Annotated in this window: 24 protein-coding genes, 20 tRNA genes, 1 riboswitch and 1 other annotated feature (1 of these 46 only partly in view); of the genes, 36 read left to right on the top strand and 8 right to left on the bottom strand. The window is 48.3% G+C overall.

Translation table 11 applies throughout. The annotated features are described in order from the left end of the window. Window positions 1-39 precede the first annotated feature (39 nt). The 20 genes from AY633_RS12240 to AY633_RS12145 all read left to right on the top strand — a co-directional run bounded on the left by AY633_RS12240 (window position 40) and on the right by AY633_RS12145 (window position 1864). A tRNA-Val gene (locus AY633_RS12240) sits at window positions 40-115 on the top strand. 13 nt (window positions 116-128) lie between these two features. After that, window positions 129-204: transfer RNA gene (locus tag AY633_RS12235), tRNA-Thr, on the top strand. 9 nt (window positions 205-213) lie between these two features. After that, window positions 214-289, top strand: a tRNA-Lys gene (locus AY633_RS12230). Window positions 290-310: 21 nt separating this feature from the next. After that, window positions 311-395: transfer RNA gene (locus AY633_RS12225), tRNA-Leu, on the top strand. 1 nt (window position 396) lies between these two features. Continuing rightward, window positions 397-471 (top strand) — tRNA-Gly (locus tag AY633_RS12220). Between the two features lie 24 nt (window positions 472-495). Continuing rightward, a tRNA-Leu gene (locus AY633_RS12215) sits at window positions 496-584 on the top strand. A 25-nt stretch (window positions 585-609) separates the two neighbouring features. After that, window positions 610-686, top strand: a tRNA-Arg gene (locus tag AY633_RS12210). A gap of 25 nt (window positions 687-711) precedes the next feature. Continuing rightward, window positions 712-788 (top strand) — tRNA-Pro (locus AY633_RS12205). 6 nt (window positions 789-794) lie between these two features. Next, a tRNA-Ala gene (locus tag AY633_RS12200) sits at window positions 795-870 on the top strand. Window positions 871-891: 21 nt separating this feature from the next. Then, window positions 892-965 (top strand) — tRNA-Met (locus AY633_RS12195). Between the two features lie 8 nt (window positions 966-973). Continuing rightward, window positions 974-1050: transfer RNA gene (locus tag AY633_RS12190), tRNA-Ile, on the top strand. A gap of 15 nt (window positions 1051-1065) precedes the next feature. Then, window positions 1066-1158, top strand: a tRNA-Ser gene (locus AY633_RS12185). A gap of 44 nt (window positions 1159-1202) precedes the next feature. After that, window positions 1203-1279: transfer RNA gene (locus AY633_RS12180), tRNA-Met, on the top strand. A 3-nt stretch (window positions 1280-1282) separates the two neighbouring features. Continuing rightward, window positions 1283-1358: transfer RNA gene (locus AY633_RS12175), tRNA-Asp, on the top strand. A gap of 19 nt (window positions 1359-1377) precedes the next feature. Beyond that, a tRNA-Phe gene (locus AY633_RS12170) sits at window positions 1378-1453 on the top strand. Between the two features lie 4 nt (window positions 1454-1457). Continuing rightward, window positions 1458-1531 (top strand) — tRNA-Gly (locus AY633_RS12165). 5 nt (window positions 1532-1536) lie between these two features. Continuing rightward, a tRNA-Ile gene (locus AY633_RS12160) sits at window positions 1537-1613 on the top strand. 4 nt (window positions 1614-1617) lie between these two features. Then, window positions 1618-1692 (top strand) — tRNA-Asn (locus AY633_RS12155). Between the two features lie 4 nt (window positions 1693-1696). Beyond that, window positions 1697-1788, top strand: a tRNA-Ser gene (locus AY633_RS12150). A gap of 4 nt (window positions 1789-1792) precedes the next feature. Further along, window positions 1793-1864: transfer RNA gene (locus AY633_RS12145), tRNA-Glu, on the top strand. A 12-nt stretch (window positions 1865-1876) separates the two neighbouring features. Here the strand turns inward: AY633_RS12145 and AY633_RS12140 are convergent. After that, window positions 1877-2857, bottom strand: coding sequence for a DMT family transporter (locus AY633_RS12140; protein WP_068488578.1), 981 nt, complete (start codon window positions 2855-2857; stop codon window positions 1877-1879). 139 nt (window positions 2858-2996) lie between these two features. Next, on the bottom strand, window positions 2997-3911 hold the full coding sequence (locus tag AY633_RS12135) for a 1,4-dihydroxy-2-naphthoate polyprenyltransferase (protein WP_068488577.1): 915 nt from the start codon (window positions 3909-3911) through the stop codon (window positions 2997-2999). Window positions 3912-4072: 161 nt separating this feature from the next. Here AY633_RS12135 and AY633_RS12130 point away from each other — a divergent pair, with 161 nt between their 5' ends. From AY633_RS12130 to menC, 6 genes are all read left to right on the top strand, one after another. Beyond that, window positions 4073-5464 carry an isochorismate synthase gene (locus tag AY633_RS12130; RefSeq protein ID WP_068488576.1) on the top strand — a complete coding sequence of 464 codons (1392 nt, stop codon included), beginning with the start codon at window positions 4073-4075 and terminating at the stop codon, window positions 5462-5464. Beyond that, on the top strand, window positions 5451-7154 hold the full coding sequence (gene menD / locus AY633_RS12125) for a 2-succinyl-5-enolpyruvyl-6-hydroxy-3-cyclohexene-1-carboxylic-acid synthase (RefSeq protein WP_068488575.1): 1704 nt from the start codon (window positions 5451-5453) through the stop codon (window positions 7152-7154). Before AY633_RS12130 ends, menD begins: the two co-directional genes overlap by 14 nt. Continuing rightward, window positions 7145-7957 (top strand): 2-succinyl-6-hydroxy-2,4-cyclohexadiene-1-carboxylate synthase, encoded by an 813-nt coding sequence (gene menH, locus AY633_RS12120; RefSeq protein ID WP_068488574.1) that lies wholly within the window; start codon window positions 7145-7147, stop codon window positions 7955-7957. The genes menD and menH overlap by 10 nt, the downstream gene beginning before the upstream one ends. 11 nt (window positions 7958-7968) lie before the next feature. After that, complete coding sequence (gene menB, locus AY633_RS12115; protein WP_058381162.1) at window positions 7969-8790, top strand: 1,4-dihydroxy-2-naphthoyl-CoA synthase; 822 nt, start codon at window positions 7969-7971, stop codon at window positions 8788-8790. A 79-nt stretch (window positions 8791-8869) separates the two neighbouring features. Next, window positions 8870-10300 (top strand): o-succinylbenzoate--CoA ligase, encoded by a 1431-nt coding sequence (locus tag AY633_RS12110; protein ID WP_068488573.1) that lies wholly within the window; start codon window positions 8870-8872, stop codon window positions 10298-10300. Next, complete coding sequence (gene menC / locus AY633_RS12105; RefSeq protein WP_068488572.1) at window positions 10291-11355, top strand: o-succinylbenzoate synthase; 1065 nt, start codon at window positions 10291-10293, stop codon at window positions 11353-11355. Before AY633_RS12110 ends, menC begins: the two co-directional genes overlap by 10 nt. A 31-nt stretch (window positions 11356-11386) precedes the next feature. Here menC and AY633_RS12100 read toward each other — a convergent pair whose 3' ends face one another. Together AY633_RS12100 and yidD are read right to left on the bottom strand one after the other, a co-directional pair. Further along, window positions 11387-12427 carry a metal ABC transporter solute-binding protein, Zn/Mn family gene (locus tag AY633_RS12100; protein ID WP_068488571.1) on the bottom strand — a complete coding sequence of 347 codons (1041 nt, stop codon included), beginning with the start codon at window positions 12425-12427 and terminating at the stop codon, window positions 11387-11389. Between the two features lie 107 nt (window positions 12428-12534). Next, entirely contained in the window at window positions 12535-12765 is a 231-nt protein-coding gene (yidD, locus tag AY633_RS12095; protein ID WP_068461522.1) for a membrane protein insertion efficiency factor YidD, read from the bottom strand. Window positions 12766-12876: 111 nt separating this feature from the next. On the opposite strand from yidD, the gene AY633_RS12090 reads away from it, so the two are divergent. The 3 genes from AY633_RS12090 (at window position 12877) to AY633_RS12080 (ending at window position 14618) form a co-directional block, all read left to right on the top strand. Next, window positions 12877-13323 carry a Dps family protein gene (locus tag AY633_RS12090; protein WP_068461525.1) on the top strand — a complete coding sequence of 149 codons (447 nt, stop codon included), beginning with the start codon at window positions 12877-12879 and terminating at the stop codon, window positions 13321-13323. 67 nt (window positions 13324-13390) lie between these two features. Beyond that, entirely contained in the window at window positions 13391-13849 is a 459-nt protein-coding gene (locus tag AY633_RS12085) for an NUDIX domain-containing protein (RefSeq protein ID WP_068488570.1), read from the top strand. Between the two features lie 4 nt (window positions 13850-13853). Next, window positions 13854-14618 carry an alpha/beta hydrolase family protein gene (locus tag AY633_RS12080; RefSeq protein WP_068488597.1) on the top strand — a complete coding sequence of 255 codons (765 nt, stop codon included), beginning with the start codon at window positions 13854-13856 and terminating at the stop codon, window positions 14616-14618. A 99-nt stretch (window positions 14619-14717) separates the two neighbouring features. Here AY633_RS12080 and pckA read toward each other — a convergent pair whose 3' ends face one another. Further along, window positions 14718-16307: a phosphoenolpyruvate carboxykinase (ATP) gene (gene pckA / locus AY633_RS12075; RefSeq protein ID WP_068488569.1), complete on the bottom strand. Its 1590-nt coding sequence runs from the start codon at window positions 16305-16307 to the stop codon at window positions 14718-14720. 237 nt (window positions 16308-16544) lie between these two features. After that, window positions 16545-16655, top strand: a riboswitch (SAM riboswitch). Window positions 16656-16859: 204 nt separating this feature from the next. Here pckA and metK point away from each other — a divergent pair. Further along, on the top strand, window positions 16860-18056 hold the full coding sequence (gene metK / locus AY633_RS12070) for a methionine adenosyltransferase (RefSeq protein ID WP_068461530.1): 1197 nt from the start codon (window positions 16860-16862) through the stop codon (window positions 18054-18056). A gap of 35 nt (window positions 18057-18091) precedes the next feature. Here the strand turns inward: metK and AY633_RS12065 are convergent, their stop codons facing one another. After that, entirely contained in the window at window positions 18092-18601 is a 510-nt protein-coding gene (locus AY633_RS12065; protein ID WP_068488568.1) for a gamma carbonic anhydrase, read from the bottom strand. A 100-nt stretch (window positions 18602-18701) separates the two neighbouring features. Between AY633_RS12065 and AY633_RS12060 the strand changes: the two genes are divergently transcribed. The 4 genes from AY633_RS12060 to AY633_RS12045 all read left to right on the top strand — a co-directional run bounded on the left by AY633_RS12060 (window position 18702) and on the right by AY633_RS12045 (window position 23357). After that, on the top strand, window positions 18702-19502 hold the full coding sequence (locus AY633_RS12060) for an alpha/beta hydrolase (RefSeq protein ID WP_068488567.1): 801 nt from the start codon (window positions 18702-18704) through the stop codon (window positions 19500-19502). Between the two features lie 47 nt (window positions 19503-19549). Further along, complete coding sequence (locus AY633_RS12055; protein ID WP_068488566.1) at window positions 19550-20569, top strand: LLM class flavin-dependent oxidoreductase; 1020 nt, start codon at window positions 19550-19552, stop codon at window positions 20567-20569. Window positions 20570-20675: 106 nt separating this feature from the next. Continuing rightward, a complete protein-coding gene (locus tag AY633_RS12050) occupies window positions 20676-22274 on the top strand; it encodes a pyruvate oxidase (protein WP_068488565.1) in 1599 nt (532 codons plus the stop codon). A 60-nt stretch (window positions 22275-22334) separates the two neighbouring features. After that, window positions 22335-23357 (top strand): zinc-binding alcohol dehydrogenase family protein, encoded by a 1023-nt coding sequence (locus tag AY633_RS12045; RefSeq protein ID WP_068488596.1) that lies wholly within the window; start codon window positions 22335-22337, stop codon window positions 23355-23357. Window positions 23358-23403: 46 nt separating this feature from the next. Here the strand turns inward: AY633_RS12045 and AY633_RS12040 are convergent, their stop codons facing one another. Together AY633_RS12040 and AY633_RS12035 are read right to left on the bottom strand one after the other, a co-directional pair. After that, window positions 23404-23973, bottom strand: a complete 570-nt coding sequence (locus AY633_RS12040) for a class I SAM-dependent methyltransferase (protein WP_068488564.1) — start codon at window positions 23971-23973, stop codon at window positions 23404-23406. After that, window positions 23970-24923, bottom strand: a complete 954-nt coding sequence (locus tag AY633_RS12035; RefSeq protein WP_068488563.1) for a TIGR01212 family radical SAM protein — start codon at window positions 24921-24923, stop codon at window positions 23970-23972. The genes AY633_RS12040 and AY633_RS12035 overlap by 4 nt, the downstream gene beginning before the upstream one ends. Window positions 24924-25086: 163 nt before the next feature. Between AY633_RS12035 and AY633_RS12030 the strand changes: the two genes are divergently transcribed. After that, on the top strand, window positions 25087-25773 hold the full coding sequence (locus AY633_RS12030; RefSeq protein WP_068488562.1) for a CoA transferase subunit A: 687 nt from the start codon (window positions 25087-25089) through the stop codon (window positions 25771-25773). A gap of 18 nt (window positions 25774-25791) precedes the next feature. Further along, window positions 25792-26445 carry a 3-oxoacid CoA-transferase subunit B gene (locus AY633_RS12025; protein ID WP_068488561.1) on the top strand — a complete coding sequence of 218 codons (654 nt, stop codon included), beginning with the start codon at window positions 25792-25794 and terminating at the stop codon, window positions 26443-26445. A gap of 44 nt (window positions 26446-26489) precedes the next feature. Continuing rightward, window positions 26490-26586: a binding site (T-box leader), on the top strand; it runs 98 nt beyond the window's last position.

Raw genomic sequence — 26586 nt, 5'->3', positions numbered from 1 at the left:
TTCCCCCTGTGAGAGTAGGACGTCGCTGGGCATACATACGGAGGATTAGCTCAGCTGGGAGAGCATCTGCCTTACAAGCAGAGGGTCGGCGGTTCGATCCCGTCATCCTCCACCATTTTTTACTCCATGCCGGAGTAGCTCAACTGGTAGAGCAACTGACTTGTAATCAGTAGGTTGAGGGTTCAAGTCCTTTCTCCGGCACCACTCATGTTTGAGCCATTAGCTCAGTTGGTAGAGCATCTGACTTTTAATCAGAGGGTCGAAGGTTCGAATCCTTCATGGCTCACCATTTTAATTTTATAATTGCCACGCGGGTGTGGCGGAACTGGCAGACGCACTAGACTTAGGATCTAGCGCCTTCGGGCGTGGGGGTTCGACTCCCTTCACCCGCACCAAGCGGAAGTAGTTCAGTGGTAGAACGCCACCTTGCCAAGGTGGAGGTCGCGGGTTCGACCCCCGTCTTCCGCTCCAATTTTATTATCTGTCCAATGCCCCGCCGGGGTGGCGGAACTGGCAGACGCACAGGACTTAAAATCCTGCGGTAGGTGACTACCGTACCGGTTCGATTCCGGTCCTCGGCACCAACTATTTTATCAAATTTTATATTAAGCGCCCGTAGCTCAATTGGATAGAGTACTTGACTACGAATCAAGCGGTTAGAGGTTCGAGTCCTCTCGGGCGCGCCATATTTTTGTCATCATCCTATTCAGTCGGGAAGTAGCTCAGCTTGGTAGAGCACTTGGTTTGGGACCAAGGGGTCGCAGGTTCGAATCCTGTCTTCCCGACCACTTTATGGGGCCTTAGCTCAGCTGGGAGAGCGCCTGCCTTGCACGCAGGAGGTCAGCGGTTCGATCCCGCTAGGCTCCACCAACTATACAATTTAAAGATCCTGGCGGCGTAGCTCAGCTGGCTAGAGCGTACGGTTCATACCCGTAAGGTCGGGGGTTCGATCCCCTCTGCCGCCACTTTTTTAGGACCTTTAGCTCAGTTGGTTAGAGCAGACGGCTCATAACCGTCCGGTCGCAGGTTCGAGTCCTGCAAGGTCCACCATTCAATATTTATCACGGAGGAATACCCAAGTTTGGCTGAAGGGATCGGTCTTGAAAACCGACAGGGGAGTCAAATCCCGCGGGGGTTCGAATCCCTCTTCCTCCTCCATCTTTTAAAAAAATGAGTGGACAATTTTCAATTAATATTATTATCGCGGGGTGGAGCAGTTCGGTAGCTCGTTGGGCTCATAACCCAAAGGTCGCAGGTTCAAATCCTGCCCCCGCAACCAAATGGTCCCGTGGTGTAGCGGTTAACATGCCTGCCTGTCACGCAGGAGATCGCCGGTTCGATCCCGGTCGGGACCGCCATTTTTATCAATAAATATGTGGGTCAGTAGCTCAGTCGGTAGAGCATTAGATTGAAGCTCTAAGTGTCGGCGGTTCGATTCCGTCCTGACCCACCATATTGCGGGTGTAGTTTAGTGGTAAAACCTCAGCCTTCCAAGCTGATGATGAGGGTTCGATTCCCTTCACCCGCTCCAACAATGGGCCTATAGCTCAGCTGGTTAGAGCGCACGCCTGATAAGCGTGAGGTCGGTGGTTCGAGTCCACTTAGGCCCACCATTGTTCCGAAGTAGCTCAGTGGTAGAGCACCGCACTGTTAATGCGATGGTCGTAGGTTCGAGTCCTACCTTCGGAGCCATACTGGGGAAGTACTCAAGTGGCTGAAGAGGCGCCCCTGCTAAGGGTGTAGGTCGGTAACACCGGCGCGAGGGTTCAAATCCCTCCTTCTCCGCCAGTAAGGCCCCTTGGTCAAGCGGTTAAGACACCGCCCTTTCACGGCGGTAACACGGGTTCGAATCCCGTAGGGGTCATTATAAAAAGCGTCATGCATTTATATGCATGGCGCTTTTTTCTTTTTCTAATTTTTGTTCCTGGCTTGAAGCGAAACTGTGAATGACCATTCCTAGTATTACCAAAATTAGCCCCGCAAATGCGATTGGGGAAGGGAAAGCAATGCCTAAAAGTAAAAATTCACCTATCAGTGCAAATATGACTTCCATTGATTGTGTAGCTTCTACTGCTGCAAGCTTCGGCATGCTAGTTCTAACCATGTCGGTCGCCATAAAAAAGAGTACAGTCGCAATGACTCCTGAACTAATCGCAACTATCAACGATTGATAAGTCTGAGAATTAGAGGGTAATCCAGTTGTCAAGACCCCATAAATAGAAAGAACTAACCATAGAGGTAAACTGGCTATCGTCATTCCAAGTACACGTTGATATGCGTCGAGTTTACCTTCGCATACCTCCATCATTTTTCGATTTCCAAGTGGATAAGCAAAAGCTGCGATTAAAACAGGTATCAATCCCAACAATAAGCTTGAAATCGAAACATTGGCTAGGTGGTCAAGTTGAATGAGAGCTATGCCAGCTAAGATAATTGTAGAGAAGAGTAATCCTTTAATAGGTATACGTTGTCTGTGCATTAAAATTTGACCAGCTATAGGAACTCTAACGAAAAAAAGTGGAGCCATTAAGGTTCCAGCAATGATAGTAAATTGCCACGTTCCAGCAATTAACCAACCTGGTGAATGGGCTGCTGCAAAGCATAAAGGGGCATAAAAAAGACCAAAGCCTACAAAACTCCACACTATCCATTTAATTTTGTGCTTCTTCATTTCTTTGAAGAGCGGATATAAGTTCCCCCTGATTATTACGATCAACAAAAGGAATGGGATCATAAACAGGTAGCGGAGTGAAGCGCTCCATATCCAATGGCCTCCTTGCACTTCCATTAAGGAATTGACGATAAAAGTGACTGCAAAAAACATTGCGCCGGCAAGACCAAATATAATCGGTTTCATAAAACTCCACCTTTTCTATATGTTATATTCAATATATCGCAGTTAATGAATTTTCACCATTCTTATTTAGTTAAGAGGGCTTTCGTTATCTAACTCAATAACAAAAAGCTGGTGGCAAATTGCCATCAGCTCTAGGATATTAAGACAAAAAGTAATCTACTAGTAAACCAATTGCTAGTAGGAAGTCAAATAAAGTATTCGTGATTCCTGTATCTTTCATAGCTGGCATTACTTTCAAAGGTTCAGTGTGGCGTTTGAATGTTTTGATTACCTTTACGGGCTTAACTACACTAAGCAGTACTAATAATGCCCATGGAGTGATAATGCCGAGCACTACTAATAAAATAATCCAGGCATAGGACAAAATAAAGAACCACATGAAGATGGTGACGGCAGCTGGTCTGCCGGCCAGAATGGCTAAAGTACGCCGGCCGCTTTTTTCATCCCCAACTATGTCTCGAATATTATTGGACATCATAATGGCCGCTACAAGCAATGTGCTAGGGATCGCGAGCATCACAGCAGTCGAGGTGATTGTTTCTGTCTGGATATAAAAAGCAACGATGACAATCAGGAAGCCCATAAACAGTCCTGAGAACAATTCGCCAAGTGGCGTGTAAGCGATTGGATAAGGACCTCCTGTGTAAAAGTAGCCGACTAGCATGCCGATGCCACCGACTGCCAATAACCACCAGCTAGTAGAAGCTGCAATATAAAGCCCGAGTATCGCAGAGATCGCATAGAGTAGGAATGCCAATGCTAAAACGGTTTTCGGTGAAACGCCGTTACGCACAATGGCTCCACCTATGCCGATGGATTCTTCATTGTCGAGACCGCGTGCAAAATCGTAGTATTCATTGAACATATTGGTTGCTGCTTGAATCAGCAGGCTTGCTATTAACATGGCTGCGAATAGCGCCCAATTTAAAGCGGTGTAGTGGATGGCGATCATTGTTCCCAGGAATACAGGGGCAAATGATGCGGTCAAGGTATGGGGGCGGGTAAGTTGCCACCAGACACGCCAGCCGCTATCAGCTTGTATCGAATGTGTCATTTCTATCTCTCCTATTCATTTCTTTCCAACCTATATTGTACTGCAAAACGCAGAGATTTACAGCATATGTTGTGCTGAATTCCAGAGAAAGGGGTATGATAGAAAGTAGAGATTAAAATGTATCGCAGTCAGTTAATGCTGCAGTAAACGGAGGTAATCCGGTGAATTCACAATCGTATTCATCAACTGAACAGATGGAAGCGAACCGCTTTAGCGAGTATCGCTTTTATACAGAAACCATTGAAGTATCAACGATGTCTGCCTTGGCATTTTTCGAGGCAGGGCAAGAGGAATATAAAGGCAAGCGGATGTTCTGGCAGAATCGGGAGAAGTCCTTTACGCTAGTTGGCCTAGGGCATGCCTATGTTCTCACAGCAGATGATTATAAGGGGCGGTTTAACAACATACAAAAAGATTGGAAAGCATTGAGTGCCCAATTGGTGAATGAAGAGACAGCCGTTCAGCCAGTGTTATTTGGTGGCTTTTCATTTGATCCTTTAAATGACCAGCCGAGCGAGTGGAGAAATTTCCCTCAGGCTTATTTTGCCGTCCCGACTTTTCAGCTGATTATTAAAGGCGAGCAGGCTTATGTTAGTGTCCACCTGATCACGAAGGCACCAAATAGTTTTGCAGATTTTGAAGCACTTCGGAAAGAACGTGACCGGCTGATTCACGCAGCGCAAGTATCCGAGCCCAAAGCGTATCAAAAGCCCCGTGTCGCCGAAAAGAAAGAATTAAAAAAAGAGGAGTATATGCGTTCTATTGAACAGGTCACTCAAGTGATTCGTTCAGGCGAAGTGGATAAAGTTGTGATTGCAAGGGCGCTGGGTCTTCGTTTTGATGAAGCTCTATCCCCGGCATCGGCTCTATATCAGGCGGCGAATGAGCAGCCTGAAAGCTTTTTGTTCGGCTTGGAAGCAGGAGAGCAATTTTTCTTTGGCGCAACGCCAGAGCGCCTTGTTAAAGTAGAGCAGCAAAAAGCATTGTCTACGTGCTTGGCAGGCTCTACACCTCGTGGCCAATCCGTAGAACAAGACGAAGCATTAGGAAAAGCTTTGCTCGGTGATTCCAAAAATCGTTCTGAACACCAATATGTGGTTCAAATGATTGGAGATGTATTTAAGGAACATTGTATAGATCCACGGATTCCGCAGCATCCGAAACTGATGAAAATCCGAGATATTCAACATTTATATACCCCAGTGGAAGGGGAACTCAAAAATGGCAGCTCGCTACTGGACCTTGTCGAAGCACTCCATCCAACGCCAGCACTAGGCGGCGAACCGAAACAGCAGGCGCTCAGTTTGATCCGTTCTTATGAACCTTTGAATAGAGGCTATTATGCTGCACCGATCGGTTGGATCGATGCGAAAGGCGACGGTGAATTTGCTGTAGCGATTCGCTCGGCGTTACTGGATGGGGATAAAGCTTATTTATTCGCAGGCGGCGGCATTGTGGCAGATTCTACGCCACAAGCAGAATACGATGAGACATGGGTGAAGTTCCGCCCGATGCTTCGTGTACTGGGAGGAAATCTACATGACGAATCGTGAGTTTTTAACTGAATACGTATCGGCTTTTACACATTCCTTGCTCCATGCGGGGGTGAAAAAAGCGGTTATCAGCCCGGGTTCGCGTTCAACCCCTCTTGCTTATGCATTCATGAAGCAGGAAGGGATAGAGACCTATCGCCAAATAGATGAACGCTCAGCCGGCTTTTACGCGCTCGGTTTGGCGAAAGCGTCAAACGCCCCGGTCGTTTTGCTTTGTACATCAGGCACTGCAGCAGCCAATTATTTTCCGGCCATCGTAGAAGCCTATTATGCGCGTGTGCCTCTTATTGTCGTCACGGCAGACCGTCCGCATGAACTGCGCGAAGTTGGGGCCCCGCAAGCAATTAATCAAATCAACTTATTCGGATCTCATGTTAAGTGGTCAGTCGATCTGGCACTGCCAGAGCAAGGCAATCATCTGGATTCGTTGAAACGCCATTTGGGGCGTGCCGCCACCTTAGCTAAAACAGCGCCTAAGGGCCCGGTCCATCTGAATGTGCCATTCCGGGAACCGCTTAGCATTGATTTCGATCAAGCTTATGTAAGTGGCACTGAATTATATCGTTTCGAAAGCGGCGAGCGGTTAACTGATAAAGCAGCTGATTTCTTAACAGAAGTGTTCACGCAGTCTCGCGGTCTGCTAATTGCAGGAGAGAACACCGGTGAGATACCAGTTGAGCAATGGGAATTTATCCGCCGTCTCGGCTGGCCGGTGCTTGCCGATCCGTTGTCGAATTTACGGGCAAATGTGCCAGCGGATCTTCATGAGCTCATTATCGATTCCTATGATGCGTTGCTGAAAAATGCTGAATTCGCTGATCGTGTAGCGCCGGATGCCGTAGTAAGAATCGGGCCTCAGCCTGTGTCTAAGCCGCTCAGCTTATTCTTGAGGAAAGCCAAGCCAGCGCGTTATGTCGTGTTGGATGAAAGTCCGATGCTGAGAGATCCACAATCAGCAGCTACGCATCATATCCAGCAGCATTTTTCTGCCTTGTGGCAGTTGAAATTGAACGCGAAATCTTCTCATCCGTACTTGAATCTTTGGATAACAGCACAAAAATTGGTGCAGGAGACAATGGAGACTCATTGTCAGGAAGAATTGGACGAAGGGGTGTTAGCAAAAGCCTTTTTCGATGAGCTGAACGATTGCGATTTGACCGTCAGCAGCAGTATGCCAATCCGGGATGCCGATACGTATTTCCAAACGACGCAGCGGGACGTGCGAATTTTTGCCAACCGCGGCGCTAATGGCATTGATGGGGTGGTATCGACAGCTTTCGGGATCCAGGCAGCAAACAAACGGCCTGGGTATCTATTGATCGGGGATTTGGCCTTGCTGCATGATTTAAACGGCTTGATCGCTTCGAAACTGCAGCATGCGGATATGACGATTGTTGTGATGAATAATGACGGCGGTGGGATCTTCTCTTATTTGCCGCAGTCGAAAGAAAAGCGTTATTATGAGGAACTTTTCGGTACCCCGACCGGGATTCAATTCAAAGCGGCCGCTGACATGTACGGTGCGGAGTATTTCTCTGCGGAGACGGTCGCACAATTGCAAGCGGCCCTTCGAACACCGAAAGAAAAACCGGTGCGCATTATAGAAGTGGCGACGGACCGTGCCAATAATGTAACGATTCACCGAAAATTCTGGAGCCGGCTGGGTGAGGGTCTAGACGCATGGAATTGATGGCAAATGGAGTTCGCTATCATATTGAGGTAACCGGGGACGAGAAACGCCCTGTTCTCGTCTTACTCCATGGCTTTACAGGCAGCACAGCTACGTGGCATCCTGTAATCGAATATTGGCAGGATTTCCGGGTAGTGGCAATCGACCTGATTGGCCATGGCAAGACGGACAGCCCGAGAGATGCAAAGCGATACGCGATGGAACGACAGTTAGAGGATCTGGAGAGCATTTTCCGGGAATTAAAGTTAAGTCAATTCAGCTTGCTCGGCTATTCGATGGGCGGGCGCACGGCACTTGCGTATGCTTATGAATATCCAGATAGGGTCAATAAGCTTATTTTAGAAAGTGCGTCACCCGGATTGATGCTAGAAGCCGACAGACTACAGCGACAAGAAGTGGATGCCCGATCGGCACAAGAAATTTTGAGATTTGGTATTGAGCCTTTCGTTGCCAAATGGGAAAATATTCCATTGTTTGATAGCCAGACATCCTTGCCCAAAAGCGTGCAACAACAAATAAGGCAAGAGCGGCTGGCGCAATCTGCACAAGGGTTGGCGAATAGTTTGCTTGGCATGGGCACAGGTTCACAGCGTTCTTACTGGGATTGCTTGCAAGATCTAAACGTACCGGTGTTGCTGTTGACCGGGGAACTGGATTCGAAGTTTTGCGCCATTGCCCAGAGGATGCAGCAATTATTACCGAATGCGGAACACCGTATCATTTCAGCGGGACATGCGATTCATGTGGAAAAACCGGCTGAATTTGCTACAATGGTTATGGAACGATTAAATCAGAATTACTGAGGAGGACTAGAATGTCAACACGTCAATGGGTTACAGAACTTACATATGAAGACATTAAATACGAAACATATAATGGGATTGCGAAAATCACCATTAACCGTCCGGAAGTGCGCAATGCTTTTCGTCCGAAAACGGTTCACGAATTGATCGATGCGTTTTCACGCGCGCGCGACAATTCGGACGTCGGCGTCATCGTCTTGACAGGTGAAGGCGAAAAAGCATTCTGTTCAGGCGGAGACCAATCTGTCCGCGGACATGGCGGCTACGTTGGGGAAGATGAAATTCCGCGCCTTAACGTCCTGGACTTGCAGCGCTTAATCCGCGTCATTCCAAAACCAGTTGTCGCGATGGTCGCTGGATTTGCAATCGGCGGCGGACACGTACTTCACGTCGTTTGCGATTTGACGATTGCAGCGGATAACGCACGCTTCGGCCAAACAGGGCCGCGTGTCGGTTCATTTGATGCAGGCTATGGTTCCGGCTATTTGGCACGCATCATCGGCCACAAGAAAGCACGCGAAATCTGGTATTTGTGCCGTCAGTACGATGCACAGGAAGCGCTTGATATGGGCCTTGTCAACACAGTCGTACCTTACGAGCAATTGGAAGACGAGACAGTGAAATGGTGTGAGGAAATGCTCGAAATGAGCCCGACTGCATTGCGCTTCGTCAAAGCAGCGATGAATGCGGACACGGATGGCCTTGCTGGTCTTCAGCAAATGGCTGGCGATGCAACATTGCTTTACTACACTACGGATGAAGCAAAAGAAGGCCGCGATGCGTTCAAAGAAAAACGCAAACCGGACTTTGGTCAATTCCCACGTTTCCCTTGATTATATGAATGAATTGAGCTGTCTTCTTCGGAGGCAGCTTTTTTTCAATCAATCGGCTATAAAAGAAAGGATTTTGAAGATGACTTATCCGAATTGGTTGACTCAACGTGCTTATGTGACGGGCAATAAACTGGCTTTATCATTTGGTGAGGATAACTGGACATTCGCAGAAATAAACGCTATCGCACTTGACTATGCCGGAAAACTGGCGCATTTTGGCATCACGGAACAATCACGAGTGGCTTTGTTGGCGAAATCGAATGCTGAAGCGGTTTTTGTCATGTATGGCTGCTTACACCTTGGCTGTGAAATGGTCATGCTCAATGAACGGCTCGCCGCAGCGGAACTGGCTTATCAAATCGAAGATGCGGGCGTGGACCGAGTATTTGTGGATGCAAAATTAATCGAAAAAGTGTCGGCGGCAAAGCCGGTTTCTTTCGAGCAATTAAAACAAACACAACCTGCTGAGTTTAACTTAATAGCGGAATGGGCGAAAGACAGAACCATTTCGATCATGTATACATCAGGAACGACGGGGCAGCCAAAAGGGGTTAGGCAAACCGCTGAAAACCATTTTTCGAGCGCGGTGTCTTCTGCACTGAATTTAGGCATTGCTCCTGACGACGTTTGGTTATGTACGGTGCCCTTGTTTCACATTAGCGGCTTTTCGATTTTGATGCGCTCGCTCGTCTACGGCATGGGGGTTCGGCTTTACGACAAGTTCGACGCTTCGTCGTGTGCGGAGGAATTGTGCAAGGGGCATGTGACGCATAGTTCGATGGTCGGTGTGACGCTTGACCAAGTGTTGCGGGAAATCGAGCAACGCGAATTACGGGTATCTTCGCGTTTCAAGCAAATTCTGGCGGGTGGTGGCCCAGTGCCGGTGTCTTATTTGCAACGGGCGGAAGCGCATGGTATTCAAGTGCTCCAAACTTACGGCATGACGGAAACATCGTCACAGACGACGACCTTGCAGCCGGCTGATGCGAAAACAAAAATCGGTTCCGCTGGAAAACCTTTGTTTTTGTATCAAGTGAAAATCGATGGGGCGAATCCGGGGGAAGCGGGAGAAATTTTGATTAAAGGGCCACAAGTGACCCCGGGATACATCGGACGTTTTAAAGAACGTACTGTCCAACAAGACGGCTGGCTCGCGACGGGCGATATCGGTTATTTGGACGCAGAAGGATTTTTATACGTAGTCGACAGGCGTTCGGACATGCTGGTTTCTGGCGGTGAGAATGTCTATCCGGCTGAAATCGAAAACGTTTTAATGGCGCATCCATCTGTACGCGAAGCCGGAGTTTGTGCGATGGCAGATAGCAAATGGGGCGAGGTGCCGGCAGCGTTTGTCGTCCTAGAAGACCCGCAGATGCTAGAGGAACTCTCGGATTTTTGCCGCGGCAAGATGGCTGGCTATAAAGTGCCGAAACTGTTCAAGCTAGTAGATGAACTGCCGCGAAATGCGTCGAATAAATTGCTCAGAAGGGAATTAAAGCAATGGCTGTAAGAATCGCAGACATCCAATTCCATCAAGTGAAAAAGCCGTTGAATCAGCCTTTTGTGACCGTCTTGCAGAAAGTGGAGGAGCGGGAAGCTACAGTGGTGATCGTCCAGGATGAGGATGGGCAAGAGGGCTACGGGGAATGTGTGGCGTTTGATACGCCTTGGTATACCGCAGAGACAGTAGTGGGTAGCCGTTTTGTTATGGATACCGTATTGACGCCATTGCTCAAGGGACAGTTATTGGATCATCCTACTGACGCAGCGCGGCTATTTTCAAAAGTGAAAGGCAATCAGATGGCGAAAGCGGCGATAGAGATGGCTGTCTGGGATTTATTCGCCAAACAAAAAGGCATGCCGCTCTATGAGTATGTCGGAGGAGTTCAGAGCCCAGTGCCTGCGGGTGTGGTGGTCGCTGGAAGCAGTGATCAATTACTCGGGAATGTAAAAGCAGCTATCGAAAGCGGATACCGTCGCATCAAATTGAAAGTTTCACCTGCAACCGATGCCGCAATGCTCAAAGAGATAGTAGCGGCGCATGCCGAAATATCTTTCTACGCTGATGCCAATGGCAGTTTTTCAGGATTGGCATTAGAGGAGTTACTGCCATTTGATGAGGCTGGCTTTGCATTAATCGAGCAGCCATACGGTGAACAGGAATGGGCAGCCCACCGAATGGCACGGGCGAACATGAAAACGCCGATTTGTCTGGATGAAAGCATTCATAGTTTGGAGGATGTGCAGCGTATGGCAGAGCAGCAGGCTGGCGATATCGTTGTCTTGAAAATGGGGCGTCTTGGCGGCTGGGCGGAAACTTTGAAAATTGTCGAGTTCTGCAAACATTCGCAGATTGAAATGTGGGTCGGCGGCATGATTGAATTCGGTATATCAAAAGCACATAATCTGGCGTTGGCTTCGTTGCCGGAAATCAAACTGACAGGTGATTTTTCAGACTCCGGCCATTTTTGGCAGGTAGATATCGTGGATCCAGAAATCCGCGTGGAGCATGGGGAAATCAAACTTAGCGAACACCCAGGAATCGGGTATCAGCTGAATATATAAAAAAACTCGCCGGCTATCCGGCGAGTTTTTGCTATTTCAATACAGTTTCGAGTGCTTGAAGATTTTTTTCCATCAAAGTGAAATACGTTTCATCGTTATCGATGTTTTCTTGAGTTAATACCCCAAGATTATGCATTTCGATCGCTTCAGCGCCGACTTCTTTTTGGATGACTTCCGTCAAATTCGACGAGACGTTTTGCTCAAAGACGATGTATTGAATGTCTTTCTCGCGAGCCATATCGACGATTTCCGTCAATTCTTTCTGGGATGGTTCATCTTGGCTGTTCAATCCCGCAACGGCAACTTGTTCAAATCCATAGGGTTCGGAAAGATAGCCAAAAGCCGCGTGTGACACGAAAAAGGTGTCGCGCTCGACTTTTTCGTGCAAGTTTTGGAAGGATTCATCAAGTGTTTCAAGTTCTGCAACGAGTTCCTCGTAATTTTCTTCAAATTGTTCCGCGCCTTGTGGATCTTGTTCAGATAAGGAGTCACGGACAGAAGCGGCGAGTTCTTGGCTTAATACTGGGGAGATCCACACGTGTGGGTCGGTGGAGCCATGATCATGACCTTCATGGCCGCTTTCTTCCTCTTGGCTTTCGCCTTCTCCATCATGGCCATCTTCTTCGTGTTCATGTGCATCTTCCTCTTCATGGCCGTGTTCGTCTTCTGAATGTGTACCTGCTGCCGCTTCTAGCTGTTCATCGGTGATGCCATCAGCCGTAGCGACAAATTCAAGGTCTTCGTTTTGCAGCGTTTCCTGTGCGCTGTCGATAAAGCCTTCAAGGTTTAATCCGACATAAAAGAGCAAATCGGCGTCTGCCATATTGATCATGTCTTTTTGAGTCGGTTCAAAACTGTGTTCGTTCGCACCAGCTGGATAAACCGATTTTACATTGACGCGATCGCCGCCTATGCGTTCTGCAAAATAGACGAGCGGGTAAACGGTCGCATAAACATCGAGCTTTCCTTCCGCTGCTTCATCTTCCGCTCCGTTGCCGGGTTCTGTGGTATTGCCACACGCGGCTAGCAATGAAATAAGTGCGATTCCCGATAATGCTGCTAATTTCTTCATATTAAATGTCCCTCCGAGTTTTTGGTGAATGATAAAATGTAATCGTTACGTTTTATTGACTCTTAGAATCATACAATAGAACGCTCTTGAACACAAGAAAAACCCGCCTATTTTTTAGGGGGCCATTCTTCGGGGACAAAATCTACTCCGCCTTTATGGAACGGATGGCAGCTCAATATGCGACGGGTTGCGAGATAGCCGCCTTTTAAAGCTCCGTGTTTTTCTACAGCTTCAATGCCGTAATGAGAACAAGTTGGATAGAACCTGCAGCTCGGCGGGGACAAGGGAGAGATGAAGCGTTGATAAAAACGAAACAATTTGATCAATGCGGTTTTCATGGTGGGAACACTTCTTTCACGTTTGATTGAGATTCGTTGATGTTTATTGTAGAGCTTTCAGAGGTAATTATAAAGCATAGGAACTTATTAAAAAATGGAGAGTGATGTCTTGTGTCAACAGCTTTAAATGAAGAATTAAACGTTCAAGTCGCTTCGTGGTCAGTAATTTATACGAAATTACATAATTTCCACTGGTATGTTAAAGGACCTTCTTTCTTTACTTTGCACGTGAAATTTGAAGAACTATATAACGAGGCGACACTTCATATGGATGAAATTGCGGAGCGCTTGCTGGCACTAGGCGGGAAGCCTGTTGCGACGATGAAAGAACAACTTGAACTGTCGGTTGTCGATGAAGCGACAAGCAGCGAAAGCGCGGAGCAAATGGTTGATAACATCGTTTCCGATTATGATAAAATCATGAAATCTTTGAAAAAGGGAATGGAACTCGCTTCTCAAGACGGTGATGACATGACAGAAGACATGTTCAATGCCATTCATCAAAACTTGGAAAAGCATTCATGGATGCTGTCTGCATTTCTCGGCGAAAAGAAGTAGAATAGAAGAAATGGGCGTACGACCGATAGCCGGTTGTACGCTTTTTCTGAAGCCGGGAGGATGTTCGATGGAGTATAGAGATTTGAATGGATGTGTTTGCCATTTGTTTTTTAAACAAGGACAGTCGCAGATCGATAGCCGGCATGTGCTGGTCATTGGGAAATTTAAAGGGAATTGGCTTTTGACAAAGCATTCTGTGCGCGGGCTTGAGTTTCCGGGGGGCAAAGCGGAACCAATGGAATCATTGGTGCAAGCGGCGAAACGAGAAGTGTTTGAAGAAACCGGAGCCATTGTAAATGAATTAAACTGGATTGCGGAATATACAGTGTGTACAGATAAACCTTTTAGCAAAACGGTATTCATGGCTACGATCGATAGTATGGAAAAAGTGGAATGGCTGGAAACGGAAGGCCCGGTACTGGTCCCGAATCTAGTGGTCAATGAAAATTACAGCTTCCTTATGCGCGATGCGGGGATGGAAGCGATTATAGAGAAGGTGAAGACTGTTGAAAAATGGAGACATTGAATCGATGAGGTGGTATCCTTCACCGAATCCGAATGTGCGCTTGCGCGAAGTAACGTATTGGTCTGAGGGCTTGCGCATTAAAGGCTTGCTGGCAGAACCGAAAACCGCTTTAAGCGGCAGCGGAATCTTATATTTGCGTGGTGGCATCCAATCAATTGGAATGGTAAGACCGGCACGGATCGCGCAATTTGCAGGCATGGGATTTACTGTGTTCGCGCCTTATTACAGGGGGAATCGGGGCGGTGAAGGGAAAGACGAATTTGCCGGTGCAGATCGCTATGATGCTGTTCATGCCGTGGATGTGCTAAAAAAATTCAGCACTGGCCCGGTACATTTATTGGCCTTTTCACGGGGCGGCATTATGGCCTTGTGGACAGCTATTTTGAGAAATGATATTTGTTCTGTCGTAACCTGGGCTGGCGTCACGGATACGGTGCTGACGTATAAAGAGCGGCTGGATATGCGCCGCATGATGAAACGGCTATTTGGCGGCACGCCGAACACCGCGCTTCCGGCATTTGAAGAACGTAATCCCTTGATGCGCATTGGTGAAAGCGATGCTGCTTACCTGATTATCCATGGCATGAAAGATGATAATGTTTCTCCCCAGCAAGCATTTCTGTTGGAACAAGCATTGCAGCTCAATCAGCAGCCGTGTGAAACCTGGTATTTCCCAGAATATACGCATTTTTTCCCGCCATTGGCGAATCGCAAGACTGCGAAAGCGTTGACGGTGTGGATGAAAGAACAGGAACAGCGAAGAACCTAGCTTGAAATGGCCATGACATCAAGAAGCTTCACTGACTGTGAATAAAGAATATAAAAAAGACGAAGAGAAATGAATCATTTCTCTTCGTCTTTTACTTGTTTAATTATGGGTAGGGCCGCCTTTTTGGCTGATGCCAGCATCCACAGTACCGAATTTTTCAAAGTTGTCCTTGAATTTCTTCGCCAGTTCCTGTGCTTTTTGGTCATAAGCTTCTTTATCGGCCCATGCGTTGCGCGGATTCAAGACTTCAGTCGGCACGCCAGGGATTTCTTTAGGCATATTCAAGCCGAAGACTGATTCGTGTTCCATGTCGACACCGTTCAAGTCGCCACGGATTGCTGCGCGGACCATTGTGCGGGTGTATGACAATTTCATGCGGCTCCCAACGCCGTATTCGCCGCCAGTCCAGCCCGTGTTCACGAGGTAGACGTCTGCACCGTGCTCATCGATCTTGTCGCCAAGCATTTCAGCGTAAACAGTCGCGTGAAGGGGAAGGAATGGAGATCCGAAGCAAGTCGAAAACGTTGCTTCAGGTGACGTGACACCGCGTTCTGTGCCAGCTAATTTCGATGTGTAACCGCTAAGGAAATGATACATCGCTTGTTCTTTCGTTAATTTGCTGATTGGAGGCAATACGCCGAATGCATCGGCCGTCAGGAAGACGATCGTTTTCGGGTGTCCTGCAACAGAAGGGACGACGATATTGTCGATGGCATCGATTGGATAGGCTGCACGCGTATTTTCAGTCAGCGAACCGTCATCGTAATCCGGGATGCGGGTATCTTCATCGACCACGACGTTTTCTAGCACCGAACCAAAACGAATCGCGTCAAAAATTTGTGGTTCGTTTTCACGTGATAGGTTGATCGTTTTGGCATAGCAGCCGCCTTCGATGTTGAAGACGCCGTTATCGGACCAACCATGCTCATCGTCGCCAATTAATTTACGGTCTTCATCAGCCGACAAGGTTGTTTTTCCTGTACCGGAAAGGCCAAAGAACAAAGCAACATCATCGTTTTTGCCGACGTTTGCCGAGCAGTGCATCGGGAGGATGTCTTTTTCAGGAAGGATATAGTTCATGATTGAGAAGATGGATTTCTTCATTTCGCCAGCGTATTCCGTACCGCCGATCAAGATGATTTTCTTTTCCATCGATACGATGATAAAGGTCTCAGAATCCGTTCCGTCCACCGCTGGGTCTGCGTGGAAAGTCGGGGCATAAACGACAGAGAATTCAGCTTCGTGCGTCTTCAGTTCTTCCGCTGTCGGGCGGATGAACAATTGATGGGCGAATAGGTTATGCCATGCATATTCATTGATCGTCTGAATCGCAAGGCGCGATTCAGGATCTGCGCCGGCAAAGCCTTTGAAGACGTACAAAGCGTCTTTCTCTTTCAAATGATTGATGACTTTAGCATATAGGTTTTCAAAGATTTCAGAGGAAATCGGGCGGTTGACGTTGCCCCAGTCAATTTTATCTTTCGAAATCGCTTCTTCTACCATATACTTGTCTTTAGGCGAACGGCCTGTGTATTTGCCGGTTTCCGCTTTGACAGCGCCTTCACGCGTCAATACAGCCTCCCCGCGGGATGTAGCCGCTTCCACCAATTGGGGAACGGACAATTGCGTATTGATATTTGAGCCGTTCAATAGCTCTTTCAAATCATTTGATAGGTTCACTGAAGTCATATATATGTACCTTCCTTTTCGTTTATTCCCAAATGAATGGGGAAGATGTATATTCGAACATTAGTATAACACATTGCCGCGATTAGTCTATACTAATAACTAGAAATCTGTCAATGTTGAGGATTTGTGTTTATTCAATAGTAGAAAAAGATGCATGCTTAAAAGTCTGACAACCGTTTCCCCTAAAAACGTTGACAGCGCTTGACTCATTCCGTATGATGGGAAATTGAACGGATACTCTTATTCCGAGCTGGTGGAGGGTGCAGGCCCAATGAAACCCGGCAACCTGCTGCAATTGCAGCGATGGTGCCCAACCTGAAGCAAGGCGAATGCCTTGGACGATAAGAGTGAAAGGTGCTTATGATGATTATTCCTTTCCTCATTGCTTGAAGATGAGAGAAGGGATTTTTTTATGGAATGCCCTTAATCCTCGTGTGCAGGCTGAAAAAGCTGGAAGTTCAATTCCGATCACCGGAAACGGACTTGACATGGGAAAACGAGTACCGTATCAATTTCGAGAGCAATCTCGCAGGATATAAGGAGGAACTTTTTTTGACAAACCGTCGATTATTCACATCAGAATCAGTAACAGAGGGCCATCCGGATAAGATTTGCGACCAAATTTCAGACGCGATCCTGGATGCCATCCTAACAGAAGACCCAAATGCGCGTGTCGCATGCGAAACAACCGTGACGACAGGACTTGTCCTTGTCGCAGGCGAGATCACGACATCTACATACGTAGACATCCCGAAAGTCGTCCGCCAAACCGTTAAGGAAATCGGCTATACGCGTGCGAAATACGGATTCGACTCCGAGACGAGCGCTGTGTTGACGGCAATCGATGAGCAGTCGGCGGATATCGCTGCTGGCGTCAACGTGGCACTTGAAGCACGTGAAGGCCAGATGACCGATAAGGAATTGGATGAAATCGGGGCAGGCGACCAAGGCTTGATGTTCGGTTATGCTTCAAACGAAACAGAAGAATTGATGCCATTGCCGATCAGCTTGGCTCATAAACTCGCACGCCGCCTGGCGGAAGTGCGCAAAGAAGAAATCTTGCCGTATTTGCGCCCAGATGGCAAAACGCAAGTAACGATTGAATACGATGAAAACAATCAACCGGTGCGTGTCGATACGATTGTCATTTCAACGCAGCACCATCCGGAAGTTTCTTTGGAGCAAATCCAACGCAACTTGAAGGAATATGTCATCAATGAAGTCGTACCGGCTGAATTGCTTGATGCCGAGACAAAATACTTCATCAACCCGACTGGCCGCTTCGTAATCGGCGGGCCACAAGGCGATGCCGGTCTTACTGGCCGTAAAATCATTGTTGATACCTACGGTGGCTACGCAAGACACGGCGGAGGTGCATTCTCCGGTAAAGACGCAACGAAAGTTGACCGTTCCGGTGCCTATGCAGCCCGTTATGTAGCGAAAAACATCGTCGCTTCTGGACTTGCTGATAAATGTGAAGTGCAGCTTGCCTATGCAATCGGCGTTGCACATCCGGTATCGATTGCGGTCGATACGTTCGGTACAGGGAAAGTCAGCGAAGACAAATTTATCGAACTAGTACGCGCGAACTTTGATTTGCGCCCAGCCGGCATCATCAAAATGTTGGATCTGCGCCGCCCGATCTACAAACAGACAGCGGCTTATGGCCATTTCGGACGCACGGATGTCGACCTTCCGTGGGAACGCACAGACAAAGCGGATGCTTTGAAACAACAAGCGAACGCATAAGAAAAAAGCAGGCGGAAAAATTCCGTCTGCTTTTTCTATTGAAGAGATTTATAGTAGGCGGCTTTTTCAGCATACTCCCGGACGATGCGTTCCATATCTGTTTTGTCCGCTTCGTTTAATTCGCGCACTACTTTTGCGGGGCGTCCGAATGCGAGCGTGCCGGCTGGAATGGTTTTTCCTTGCGGCACAAGGCTTCCGGCGCCGATAAAAGCACCTTCACCAATCTCGGCACCGTCTAGAATGACCGAGCCCATGCCTACGAGCGCACCTTTTCTCACGGTGCAGCTATGCAAGGTCACTTGGTGGCCAATCGTTACATTGTCTTCAAGTATAAGAGGGGTGTTCGGACTTTGGTGTAACATTGATAGATCCTGGATATTGGTGTTGTTTCCGATAATGGTCGGGGCAACGTCTCCACGGATGACGGTATTGAACCAGACCGATGAATGGGCGCCGATTGTAACGTCGCCTGTAACGGTCGCGTAATCAGCGATAAATGCCGATTTGTCAATCTTTGGTGATTTGTCTTTATATGGATAGATCATGGCAAAGCTCCTTTAAGCTTGATAAGATGTAATTAGTTCTAATCGTATCAAAACATTGGAAAAGGTCAATCGATCAAGCTGGATAAGGGAGGCGCAGGTTATGTGGAAATGGCAAGCAGAAGGCGAGGCAAAAGGCGTCGTCGTATTGATACATAGTGCCTATGAGGAACATCAGCGCTATGCATGGCAAATCGAAAAATGGCGCAGGAACGGCTTTCATGTCTATATGGGAGACTTGCCGGGCCACGGCACACTGGCATCTCCTGATTCAGTGCACCGGGAACCTTTTTTTGAATATGATAAGACAGCTGCCGAACTATTGCGCTTGTCAGCGGGAACGGGTTTGCCGATCATCCTTTCTGGACACGGACTTGGCGCTTCGATCGCCATCCATGCCCTGTCAGAACAGCGCTATCCCGTGGCTGGCGCCATACTGACTTCTCCTTGGTTCGAGCTGCAAAAAGCCCCAAGCAAGCCGGCACTTGCCTTGTCCGGCCTCAGCAAATTGACCGGCAAAGGGAAAATCGACCACGGAGTCGAATTGCGCCATTTGACGAGACGCAAGTTCCAGGATGACTCGTCGAATTCGCCTCAAGCGATTCAGTCGCTCAGTTCGCCGACCTGGTGGAAGGAATTGCAAGGCTATATGGAGAGAGCCGCACAAATGCAGCTCGTGGATATCCCGGTCATGCTCCAGGCGGGCCAGCGGGATTTGATGACACAGACGGCAGCGGGGCGGAAATGGCTATCGAGACAGCTTGTGAATGAATTTCATTTCAAGGAATGGCCGTTCTGTTACCACGATTTGCTGCAGGAACCGGAGCGGGATGAAATATTCAAGGCCATGCTGTACTTTGCCGAATCGGCAGCCGAAGCGGAAAGAATGCGCCGCAGCCAATAATCCTTTAATCTATTCACAACTATAGTTAATAAAAAGGAGAGATGGAGATGCCGCTTCGTTTTAGTATATTGGACCAATCCCCGGTCTCCGAGGGACAGACAGCCCAACAAGCGCTAGCTGATACGGTACGGCTGGCGCAGCACGCAGAAGACTGGGGCTATACCCGTTTTTGGGTATCGGAACATCACGACGCCAAAACTTTAGCCGGTTCTTCGCCGGAGATCTTGATCAGCCATATCGGCGCGAAAACGAGGTCAATCCGCCTTGGTTCCGGCGGTGTCATGCTGCCGCATTACTCGGCTTTCAAAGTGGCCGAGAATTTCAATTTGCTGGAGAGTCTATATCCTGGCCGCATCGATGCCGGCGTCGGCCGTGCACCTGGTGGCATGCCTAGGGCGTCGTTTGCTTTATCGAACGGTCGCTTGCGGGATGCGGGGCGTTTCCCGGCGCAGCTGGATGAGCTGCGCATGTATTTGGAAAACAGCATTCCAGAAAGTCATGATTACTACGGCATGAAAGCGACCCCCCTGCCGCCTCATGCACCGCCGATCTGGATGCTCGGCTCTGGCGAAGGATCTGCGCGCTTGGCTGCCGAAAAGGGCTTGCCATATATGTTCGCTCATTTCATTAATGGCGAAGGCGGACAGCCATTTGCGCAAAGCTATAGAAAAACATTCGTCCCTCATAAAGGCAACAAGCCGTATGTGGGCCTAGCGATTTTTGCCGTATGTCAGGATACACAAGAACAGGCGGAATACGTCGCGTCTTCCTTGGATCTGTCTCTTGCGATGGGGGCGCAAGCAATGCCTTCTGACGGGACGCCCCCGCCGGATCGAGCGATTGTTTACGAGTATTCAAAATTCGAAAAGCTGCTCGTTGCAGAAAATCGCCGGCGCATGGTCGTCGGCGATCCTGTACAAGTGGTGGATCAATTGGAAGCTCTCGGCGAGGAATATGGCGCCGATGAAGTGATGATCGTTTCCGTCGCCTATGATTTCAATGATAAATTAACGACGTTTCGATTGATCGCTGAAGAAATGAAAAAAAGAATCTCTGAAAAGCAGTAGGCTGATAAACAGCTTGCTGCTTTTTTATATGGATAGAAAAAGGTTTAGAGATGCGCTGGAAGGATAAAGAGTTGAAACAACAGAAATCAGGAAAGAAGGAATGAATATGTTCGAGCGTACCGCAGGCAGCCACACAGTAGAATTATTAAAGCAATGGAATGTAGACCATATATACGGCATGCCGGGAGATTCCATCAATGAATTGATGGAGGAATTGCGTAAGGTGGACATCCGCTTTATCCAGATCCGGCACGAAGAAACCGGAGCCCTTGCCGCTTCGGCATACTCGAAATTGACCGGCCGCATCGGCGTGTGCCTATCGATCGCAGGGCCTGGGGCGATTCATTTGCAAAATGGCTTGTATGATGCGAAGAAAGACAAAACGCCGCTACTTGCGATTGTGGGCCAAGTGGCCAGCAGTTCTGTTGGCACCGACACTTTCCAGGAATTGAAATTGGAATCGATGTTCGATGACGTGTCGGTCTATAACCGCCGCGTGCAAAATGCCGAGCAATTGCCGGATATGCTCAATCAGGCAGTGCGTGCAGCATATGCCGAAAAAGGGCCGGCTGTCCTCGTCGTCTCGGATGATTTATTCAGCACGAAAATCAAGCGGGAACAACAGATGACCTCTCCGGAATATTCAGCCCCGAACATCCGGGCGGCAGAAGAAGATTTGAACGAGGCATTAAAGCAATTGCAGGCCGCTAAAAAGCCGGTGATCCTGGCTGGCAAAGGCGCACAACACGCCTCGGGTGAAGTACTGGCATTCGCTGAAAAATTACAAGCACCGCTGATTGCTTCCCTGCCGGCTAAAGGCTTAATCCCCGATGACCACCCGAACAATCTGGGACAGCTCGGGCAGTTGGGGACAGAACCGGCTGAACAGGCGATGAAGCAGACGGACCTCGTCATCTTGGCAGGCACTGCCTATCCATACCGCGAGTATTTGCCAAATAAAGCACCGGCGATCCAGATTGATGTCGACCCGCGCGTGATTGGCAAATATTATCCGGCGACTGTCGGGGTCGTGGGCGATCTTGGGCCGGCACTTTCTTGGCTGACAGACAAGCTAGGTGAAAAAGATTCTGCTTTTTTGGAGGAATTCAAGGAAAAAAGGAACGATTGGCATGACAAGCTGCAGGCAGATATCGATAAACAGACCGATAAACTGCAGCCCCAGCAAGTGCTTGGCGAAATCCAGCACATCATGGAGCGGGATGCCGTCGTTTCACTCGATGTCGGGAGCATCACCATCTGGACGGCTAAATACTTGCAGCTGACTGGACAAAAACTTGTCTTGTCGTCGTGGCTCGGCACGATGGGCTGCGGTCTGCCTGGGGCTTTGGCGGCAAAACTGGCCTATCCCGATAGACAAGCGATCGCGATCGTCGGAGACGGCGGATTTTCTATGGGCATGCAAGATTTTGTCACCGCAGTGAAATACGAGTTGCCGATGCTCGTCGTTGTCTTTAACAACCAAAAGCTTCAATTGATCGAAGATGAACAAAAAATGACGGGCAATAAGCCGACAAATGTCGAACTTGCCAATATCGATTTTGCGGCATTCGCCATCGCGTGCGGCGGAGAGGGGTATACCGTAAAAACGCGCGAAGAATTACAAGATGCCTTATCGAAAGCGAAAACAAGCAAACGGCCAGTGGTTGTTGATGCTTACGTTGAAGATATTTCGGCTGTGCAATAGAACGAATGGCAATGAATATATGAATAAAGGAAAGAGAGGCGAAGTGAATTGAGTTCAAAAATGACAGCACTTGGATTTTACAAACCTGGAAATACGGAACAGCCACCGGAATTTGAAGCGGTAGAATTGGATAAGCCTGAGCCAAAAGAGCATGATTTGCTTGTCGAGGTAAAGGCCGTGTCAGTGAACCCGACCGATTATAAAACACGCGATGCAAAAAAGCAGGACGATGATTCCTTGACGATCGTCGGGCGAGACGTTGCTGGAGTGGTGGTGGCCGTTGGCAATGAGTGTTCATTGTTCGCAGTAGGTGATGAAGTATTCTACGCAGGCACCAACGTTAGAGCAGGCGGTCATAGCGAATTTCATATAGTTGATGAGCGCATCGTTGGCCATAAACCGAAAAAGTTGGATTTTGCGCATGCGGCAGCCTTGCCTTTAACAGGCGTCACGGCGATGGAAGCTTTATTTGTCCGCTTGGGCATCTCCAAAAACCCTCAAGACAACGAAGGCAAAAATATTCTCATCATCGGGGCTGCAGGCGGTGTCGGTTCGATTGCGACGCAAATTGCAAACTTAGTTGGACTGACGGTTATTGGAACGGCGTCACGGCAGGAAACGATGGAGTGGACAGAAAAACTTGGATCACATTTTATAATTGACCATCATGAGGAATTGTTGCCTCAATTAGAGAAAGTAGGTATTGCAGGTGTGGACTATATTTTCTGTCTGACCAATACCGATGACCACATGGCAGGAATGGCTGAGGCAATCAAGCCTCAAGGTAAGATTTGTTCCATCCTGCCAGCGTTTGAACCACTTGCTCCGTCCCTGTTCGGAAAAAGCGTAACTTTTGTGTATGAATTAATGTACACGCGCTCAATGTATCAAACGAAGGATATGATCGATCAGCACCATTTGTTGAATGAATTGTCGGATTGGGCGGATATGGGCAAGATCCGGTCGACACTTAATGACACGATGACACCAATCAATGCTGCAAATTTGAAAGAAGCTTACGGAAAATTGATGTCCGGCAAGACAATCGGAAAAATCGTCCTAGAAGGCCCGGTAGAGAAATGAGTAAAAGAGCAGCGTGCAAATGCACGCTGCTCTTTTAATTTAGGACTCACTTTTGTTTGCGCGGTTGTTTTTTTTCGATGGCGACCAAAAAGGGCGGAGAATGCTGTTGATTGATGAATTCATATTTCATGACATCGTAGCGAGTTTGCGGCAATTGCTTGACGTAATCCATGACAGCGTCGCGCTCTTCGCTGCCGCCATCATGTCCTGAATAAATGACCACCAGCACCAAGCCATTAACTTTTAACCGCTCTAGGCATTGGCCGATTGCCTGCAAAGTACTAGCAGCTTTTGTGATGATAGAGTGGTCGCCTTTTGGCAAATAGCCGAGATTGAAGACGGCGGCGGCAATCGGCTCTGATACATATTGTTCGATTTTCGCGTGGCTATCGCAGATCAATTCGACATGGGAAAAATTTTCGACACGCTGTTTGGTCGCTTCGATGGCTTGTGTTTGAATATCGAAGGCGTACACTTTTCCGCTATTACCGGTAAGTCCTGCGAGGAAATGGGTATCGTGCCCGTTTCCGGCGGTGGCATCTACCGCAATGTCCCCAGGTTGAACAGCTTGTTCGAGCAAAGATTTAGTGAACGGCAAGACACGTTGCAAAGTCATAAAGCCACACTCCCGGCAAAATGCTTTCCTTGCCAGCTGCCGCGTGTTTCAAGTTCTTTGTCAATACCATTCAACACTTCCCATTTATTGGTGCTCCACATCGGTCCAATCATCAAATCGATTGGCCCGTCTCCTGTGATGCGCTGGACGACCATGTCAGGCGGGATGATTTCCAATTGATCGGCGACCAATTGGATATAGGCATCTTTTTCCATAAATTCGAGCATGCCTTTTTCGTATTGTTTGACCATGGGGGTGCCATTCAGTAAATGCAATAGGTGGATCTTGATCCCTTGAACGTCGAGCTGTGCGACGGCACGAGCTGTTTCCATCATCATGTCTTGGTCTTCAAGCGGTAGGCCGTTGATGATATGGCTGCAAATATTGATGCCGTGTGCCCTCAGTTTGTCGACTCCTATTTTGTACGTATCGAAATCATGTGCGCGGTTGATGAGGCGGGCGGTGCGCTCGTGAACCGTTTGCAAGCCAAGTTCTACCCATAAATACGTGCGTTCATTGAGTTCGGCCAAGTATTCAACGACTTCATCAGGCAAACAATCAGGACGTGTGCCGATGCTGATGCCGACGACATTGTCCTGCGCGAGGGCCGCTTCGAATTGCTTTTTGATGACGTCGATCGGCGCATGAGTATTCGTATAAGCCTGGAAATAGGCGATGTATTTGGCGTCTTTCCATTTGCGGTGCATATTGGCTTTGACTTGCTCGAATTGAACGGGAATCGGATCGACGCGATCGCCGGCGAAATCGCCGGATCCTGCAACCGAGCAAAAGGTACAGCCGCCAAAAGCGACCGTACCGTCGCGGTTTGGGCAATCAAATCCTGCATCGAGCGAAATTTTCATGATTTTTTCGCCGAACTTGCCGCGCAAATGGCGATTCCATGTATAGTAGCGCTTCCCGTCACTTGGGAAAGGGAATTCCTTGTTCATATTAAAACCACTCCTTGCTCGCTATTATAACACGCGGCTGCTAGCCGGAAAGCTTGTGCGTCACGATCCTTGTTGCGTTTACAAAGGACTTTTGGTTAAATTGGTAATGGAAGCGTTTTATTGAATTAAAATTCAGTTAATGTTGCAGAGGGGGAAACGCGCAATGAAACCGATTTACAATTCTGCCAAAGAGGCAGTCGAACCGATACAAGACGGCGCCACCATCATGGTTGGAGGATTTGGACTGGTAGGAATTCCAGAACAGCTAATCCTGGCGCTAGTCGATAAAGGGGTTAAAGACTTGACTGTTATTTCCAATAACTGCGGAGTAGATGAATGGGGACTCGGCTTATTGCTGAAAAACAAACAAATCAAAAAAATGATCGGCTCCTATGTCGGTGAAAACAAAGAATTTGAACGCCAAGTGTTATCTGGCGAAATCGAAGTGGAACTTACGCCACAAGGCACGCTCGCTGAAAAAATGCGTGCAGGCGGCGCGGGCATCCCGGCTTTCTTTACACCGGCTGGCGTCGGCACGACTGTTGCGGAAGGCAAGGAAATCCGCGAATTTGATGGCAAGGAACATGTGCTGGAAATGGCTTTGAAAGCAGATTTTTCACTCGTCCGTGCACATAAGGCTGATAAAATGGGCAATCTTGTTTACAACAAAACGGCACAGAATTTCAACCCGCTCGCAGCGGCAGCTGGAAAAGTGACTATTGCAGAAGTTGAGCATTTAGTGGAAATCGGCGATATCGACCCGAATCAGGTGCAAACACCGAGCATTTATGTGCAAGGCTTGTTCCAGGCAGATCAGGAAAAACGAATCGAGCGTTTGACGACGCGTTAAGAAAGGGTGGGGACAGAAGTGGACAAACAAGCTATCAGAGAACGAATCGCAAAACGGGCAGAAAAAGAAATCAACAACGGAGATTACGTCAATCTCGGCATCGGCATGCCGACTTTGGTCGCAAACTTCATTTCCGACAACAAGCAAGTCGTCTTGCAATCTGAAAACGGTTTGCTTGGCATTGGGCCTTATCCGACCGAAGATCAAGTTGACCCCGATTTGATCAACGCCGGCAAGGAAACGGTTACTACCATCCCAGGCTCCGCCTTTTTCACGAGCGCTGAGTCATTCGCGATGATTCGCGGTGGTCATATCGACGTGGCCATTCTTGGGGGCATGGAAGTCGCAGAGAATGGCGACCTGGCCAACTGGATGATTCCCGGAAAAATGATTAAAGGCATGGGCGGTGCGATGGACCTCGTGCACGGCGCGAAAAAAGTCATTGTTATCATGGATCATGTTTCAAAAGACGGATCGGCTAAAATCAAGAAGGCTTGCGAATTGCCGCTGACCGGCAAAGCCGTCGTCAATTTGATCATCACGGAACGCGCGGTGATCGAAGTGACGGATGCTGGGCTCGTCCTAAAAGAAGTGTTCGAAGGCTTCTCGGTCGACGACGTCGTCGCTGCAACTGATGCCGAGCTGAATACAGAAGGCGTCAAAGTACACTGAGCTATTGCATAAAAATGAGCGCTCAGCTAAAATGAAATCAATAGCAAATGGCCGTGAAGAGGAATAGTAGGATGTTTTTGCAGCACAGAGAGCCGGCGGATGGTGTGAGCCGGCCTGCAACATATCCGAACTCGCCTTGGA

This window comes from Planococcus maritimus (assembly GCF_001592825.1).
Taxonomy (GTDB): domain Bacteria; phylum Bacillota; class Bacilli; order Bacillales_A; family Planococcaceae; genus Planococcus; species Planococcus maritimus_C.
Note: the sequence above shows the minus strand (reverse complement) of the source record. Positions and strands in the feature narration are given on the sequence as shown.

Excerpts from the sequence above, each read along its gene's own strand:
- AY633_RS12140 (WP_068488578.1), bottom strand. The coding sequence starts at position 2,857 with ATGAAACCGATTATATTTGGTCTTGCCGGCGCAATGTTTTTTGCAGTC.
- AY633_RS12135 (WP_068488577.1), bottom strand. The coding sequence starts at position 3,911 with ATGACACATTCGATACAAGCTGATAGCGGCTGGCGTGTCTGGTGGCAA.
- menD (WP_068488575.1), top strand. The coding sequence starts at position 5,451 with ATGACGAATCGTGAGTTTTTAACTGAATACGTATCGGCTTTTACACAT.
- menH (WP_068488574.1), top strand. The coding sequence starts at position 7,145 with ATGGAATTGATGGCAAATGGAGTTCGCTATCATATTGAGGTAACCGGG.
- menB (WP_058381162.1), top strand. The coding sequence starts at position 7,969 with ATGTCAACACGTCAATGGGTTACAGAACTTACATATGAAGACATTAAA.
- AY633_RS12110 (WP_068488573.1), top strand. The coding sequence starts at position 8,870 with ATGACTTATCCGAATTGGTTGACTCAACGTGCTTATGTGACGGGCAAT.
- menC (WP_068488572.1), top strand. The coding sequence starts at position 10,291 with ATGGCTGTAAGAATCGCAGACATCCAATTCCATCAAGTGAAAAAGCCG.
- AY633_RS12100 (WP_068488571.1), bottom strand. The coding sequence starts at position 12,427 with ATGAAGAAATTAGCAGCATTATCGGGAATCGCACTTATTTCATTGCTA.
- yidD (WP_068461522.1), bottom strand. The coding sequence starts at position 12,765 with ATGAAAACCGCATTGATCAAATTGTTTCGTTTTTATCAACGCTTCATC.
- AY633_RS12085 (WP_068488570.1), top strand. The coding sequence starts at position 13,391 with ATGGAGTATAGAGATTTGAATGGATGTGTTTGCCATTTGTTTTTTAAA.
- AY633_RS12080 (WP_068488597.1), top strand. The coding sequence starts at position 13,854 with ATGAGGTGGTATCCTTCACCGAATCCGAATGTGCGCTTGCGCGAAGTA.
- pckA (WP_068488569.1), bottom strand. The coding sequence starts at position 16,307 with ATGACTTCAGTGAACCTATCAAATGATTTGAAAGAGCTATTGAACGGC.
- AY633_RS12065 (WP_068488568.1), bottom strand. The coding sequence starts at position 18,601 with ATGATCTATCCATATAAAGACAAATCACCAAAGATTGACAAATCGGCA.
- AY633_RS12060 (WP_068488567.1), top strand. The coding sequence starts at position 18,702 with ATGTGGAAATGGCAAGCAGAAGGCGAGGCAAAAGGCGTCGTCGTATTG.
- AY633_RS12055 (WP_068488566.1), top strand. The coding sequence starts at position 19,550 with ATGCCGCTTCGTTTTAGTATATTGGACCAATCCCCGGTCTCCGAGGGA.
- AY633_RS12050 (WP_068488565.1), top strand. The coding sequence starts at position 20,676 with ATGTTCGAGCGTACCGCAGGCAGCCACACAGTAGAATTATTAAAGCAA.
- AY633_RS12045 (WP_068488596.1), top strand. The coding sequence starts at position 22,335 with ATGACAGCACTTGGATTTTACAAACCTGGAAATACGGAACAGCCACCG.
- AY633_RS12040 (WP_068488564.1), bottom strand. The coding sequence starts at position 23,973 with ATGACTTTGCAACGTGTCTTGCCGTTCACTAAATCTTTGCTCGAACAA.
- AY633_RS12035 (WP_068488563.1), bottom strand. The coding sequence starts at position 24,923 with ATGAACAAGGAATTCCCTTTCCCAAGTGACGGGAAGCGCTACTATACA.
- AY633_RS12030 (WP_068488562.1), top strand. The coding sequence starts at position 25,087 with ATGAAACCGATTTACAATTCTGCCAAAGAGGCAGTCGAACCGATACAA.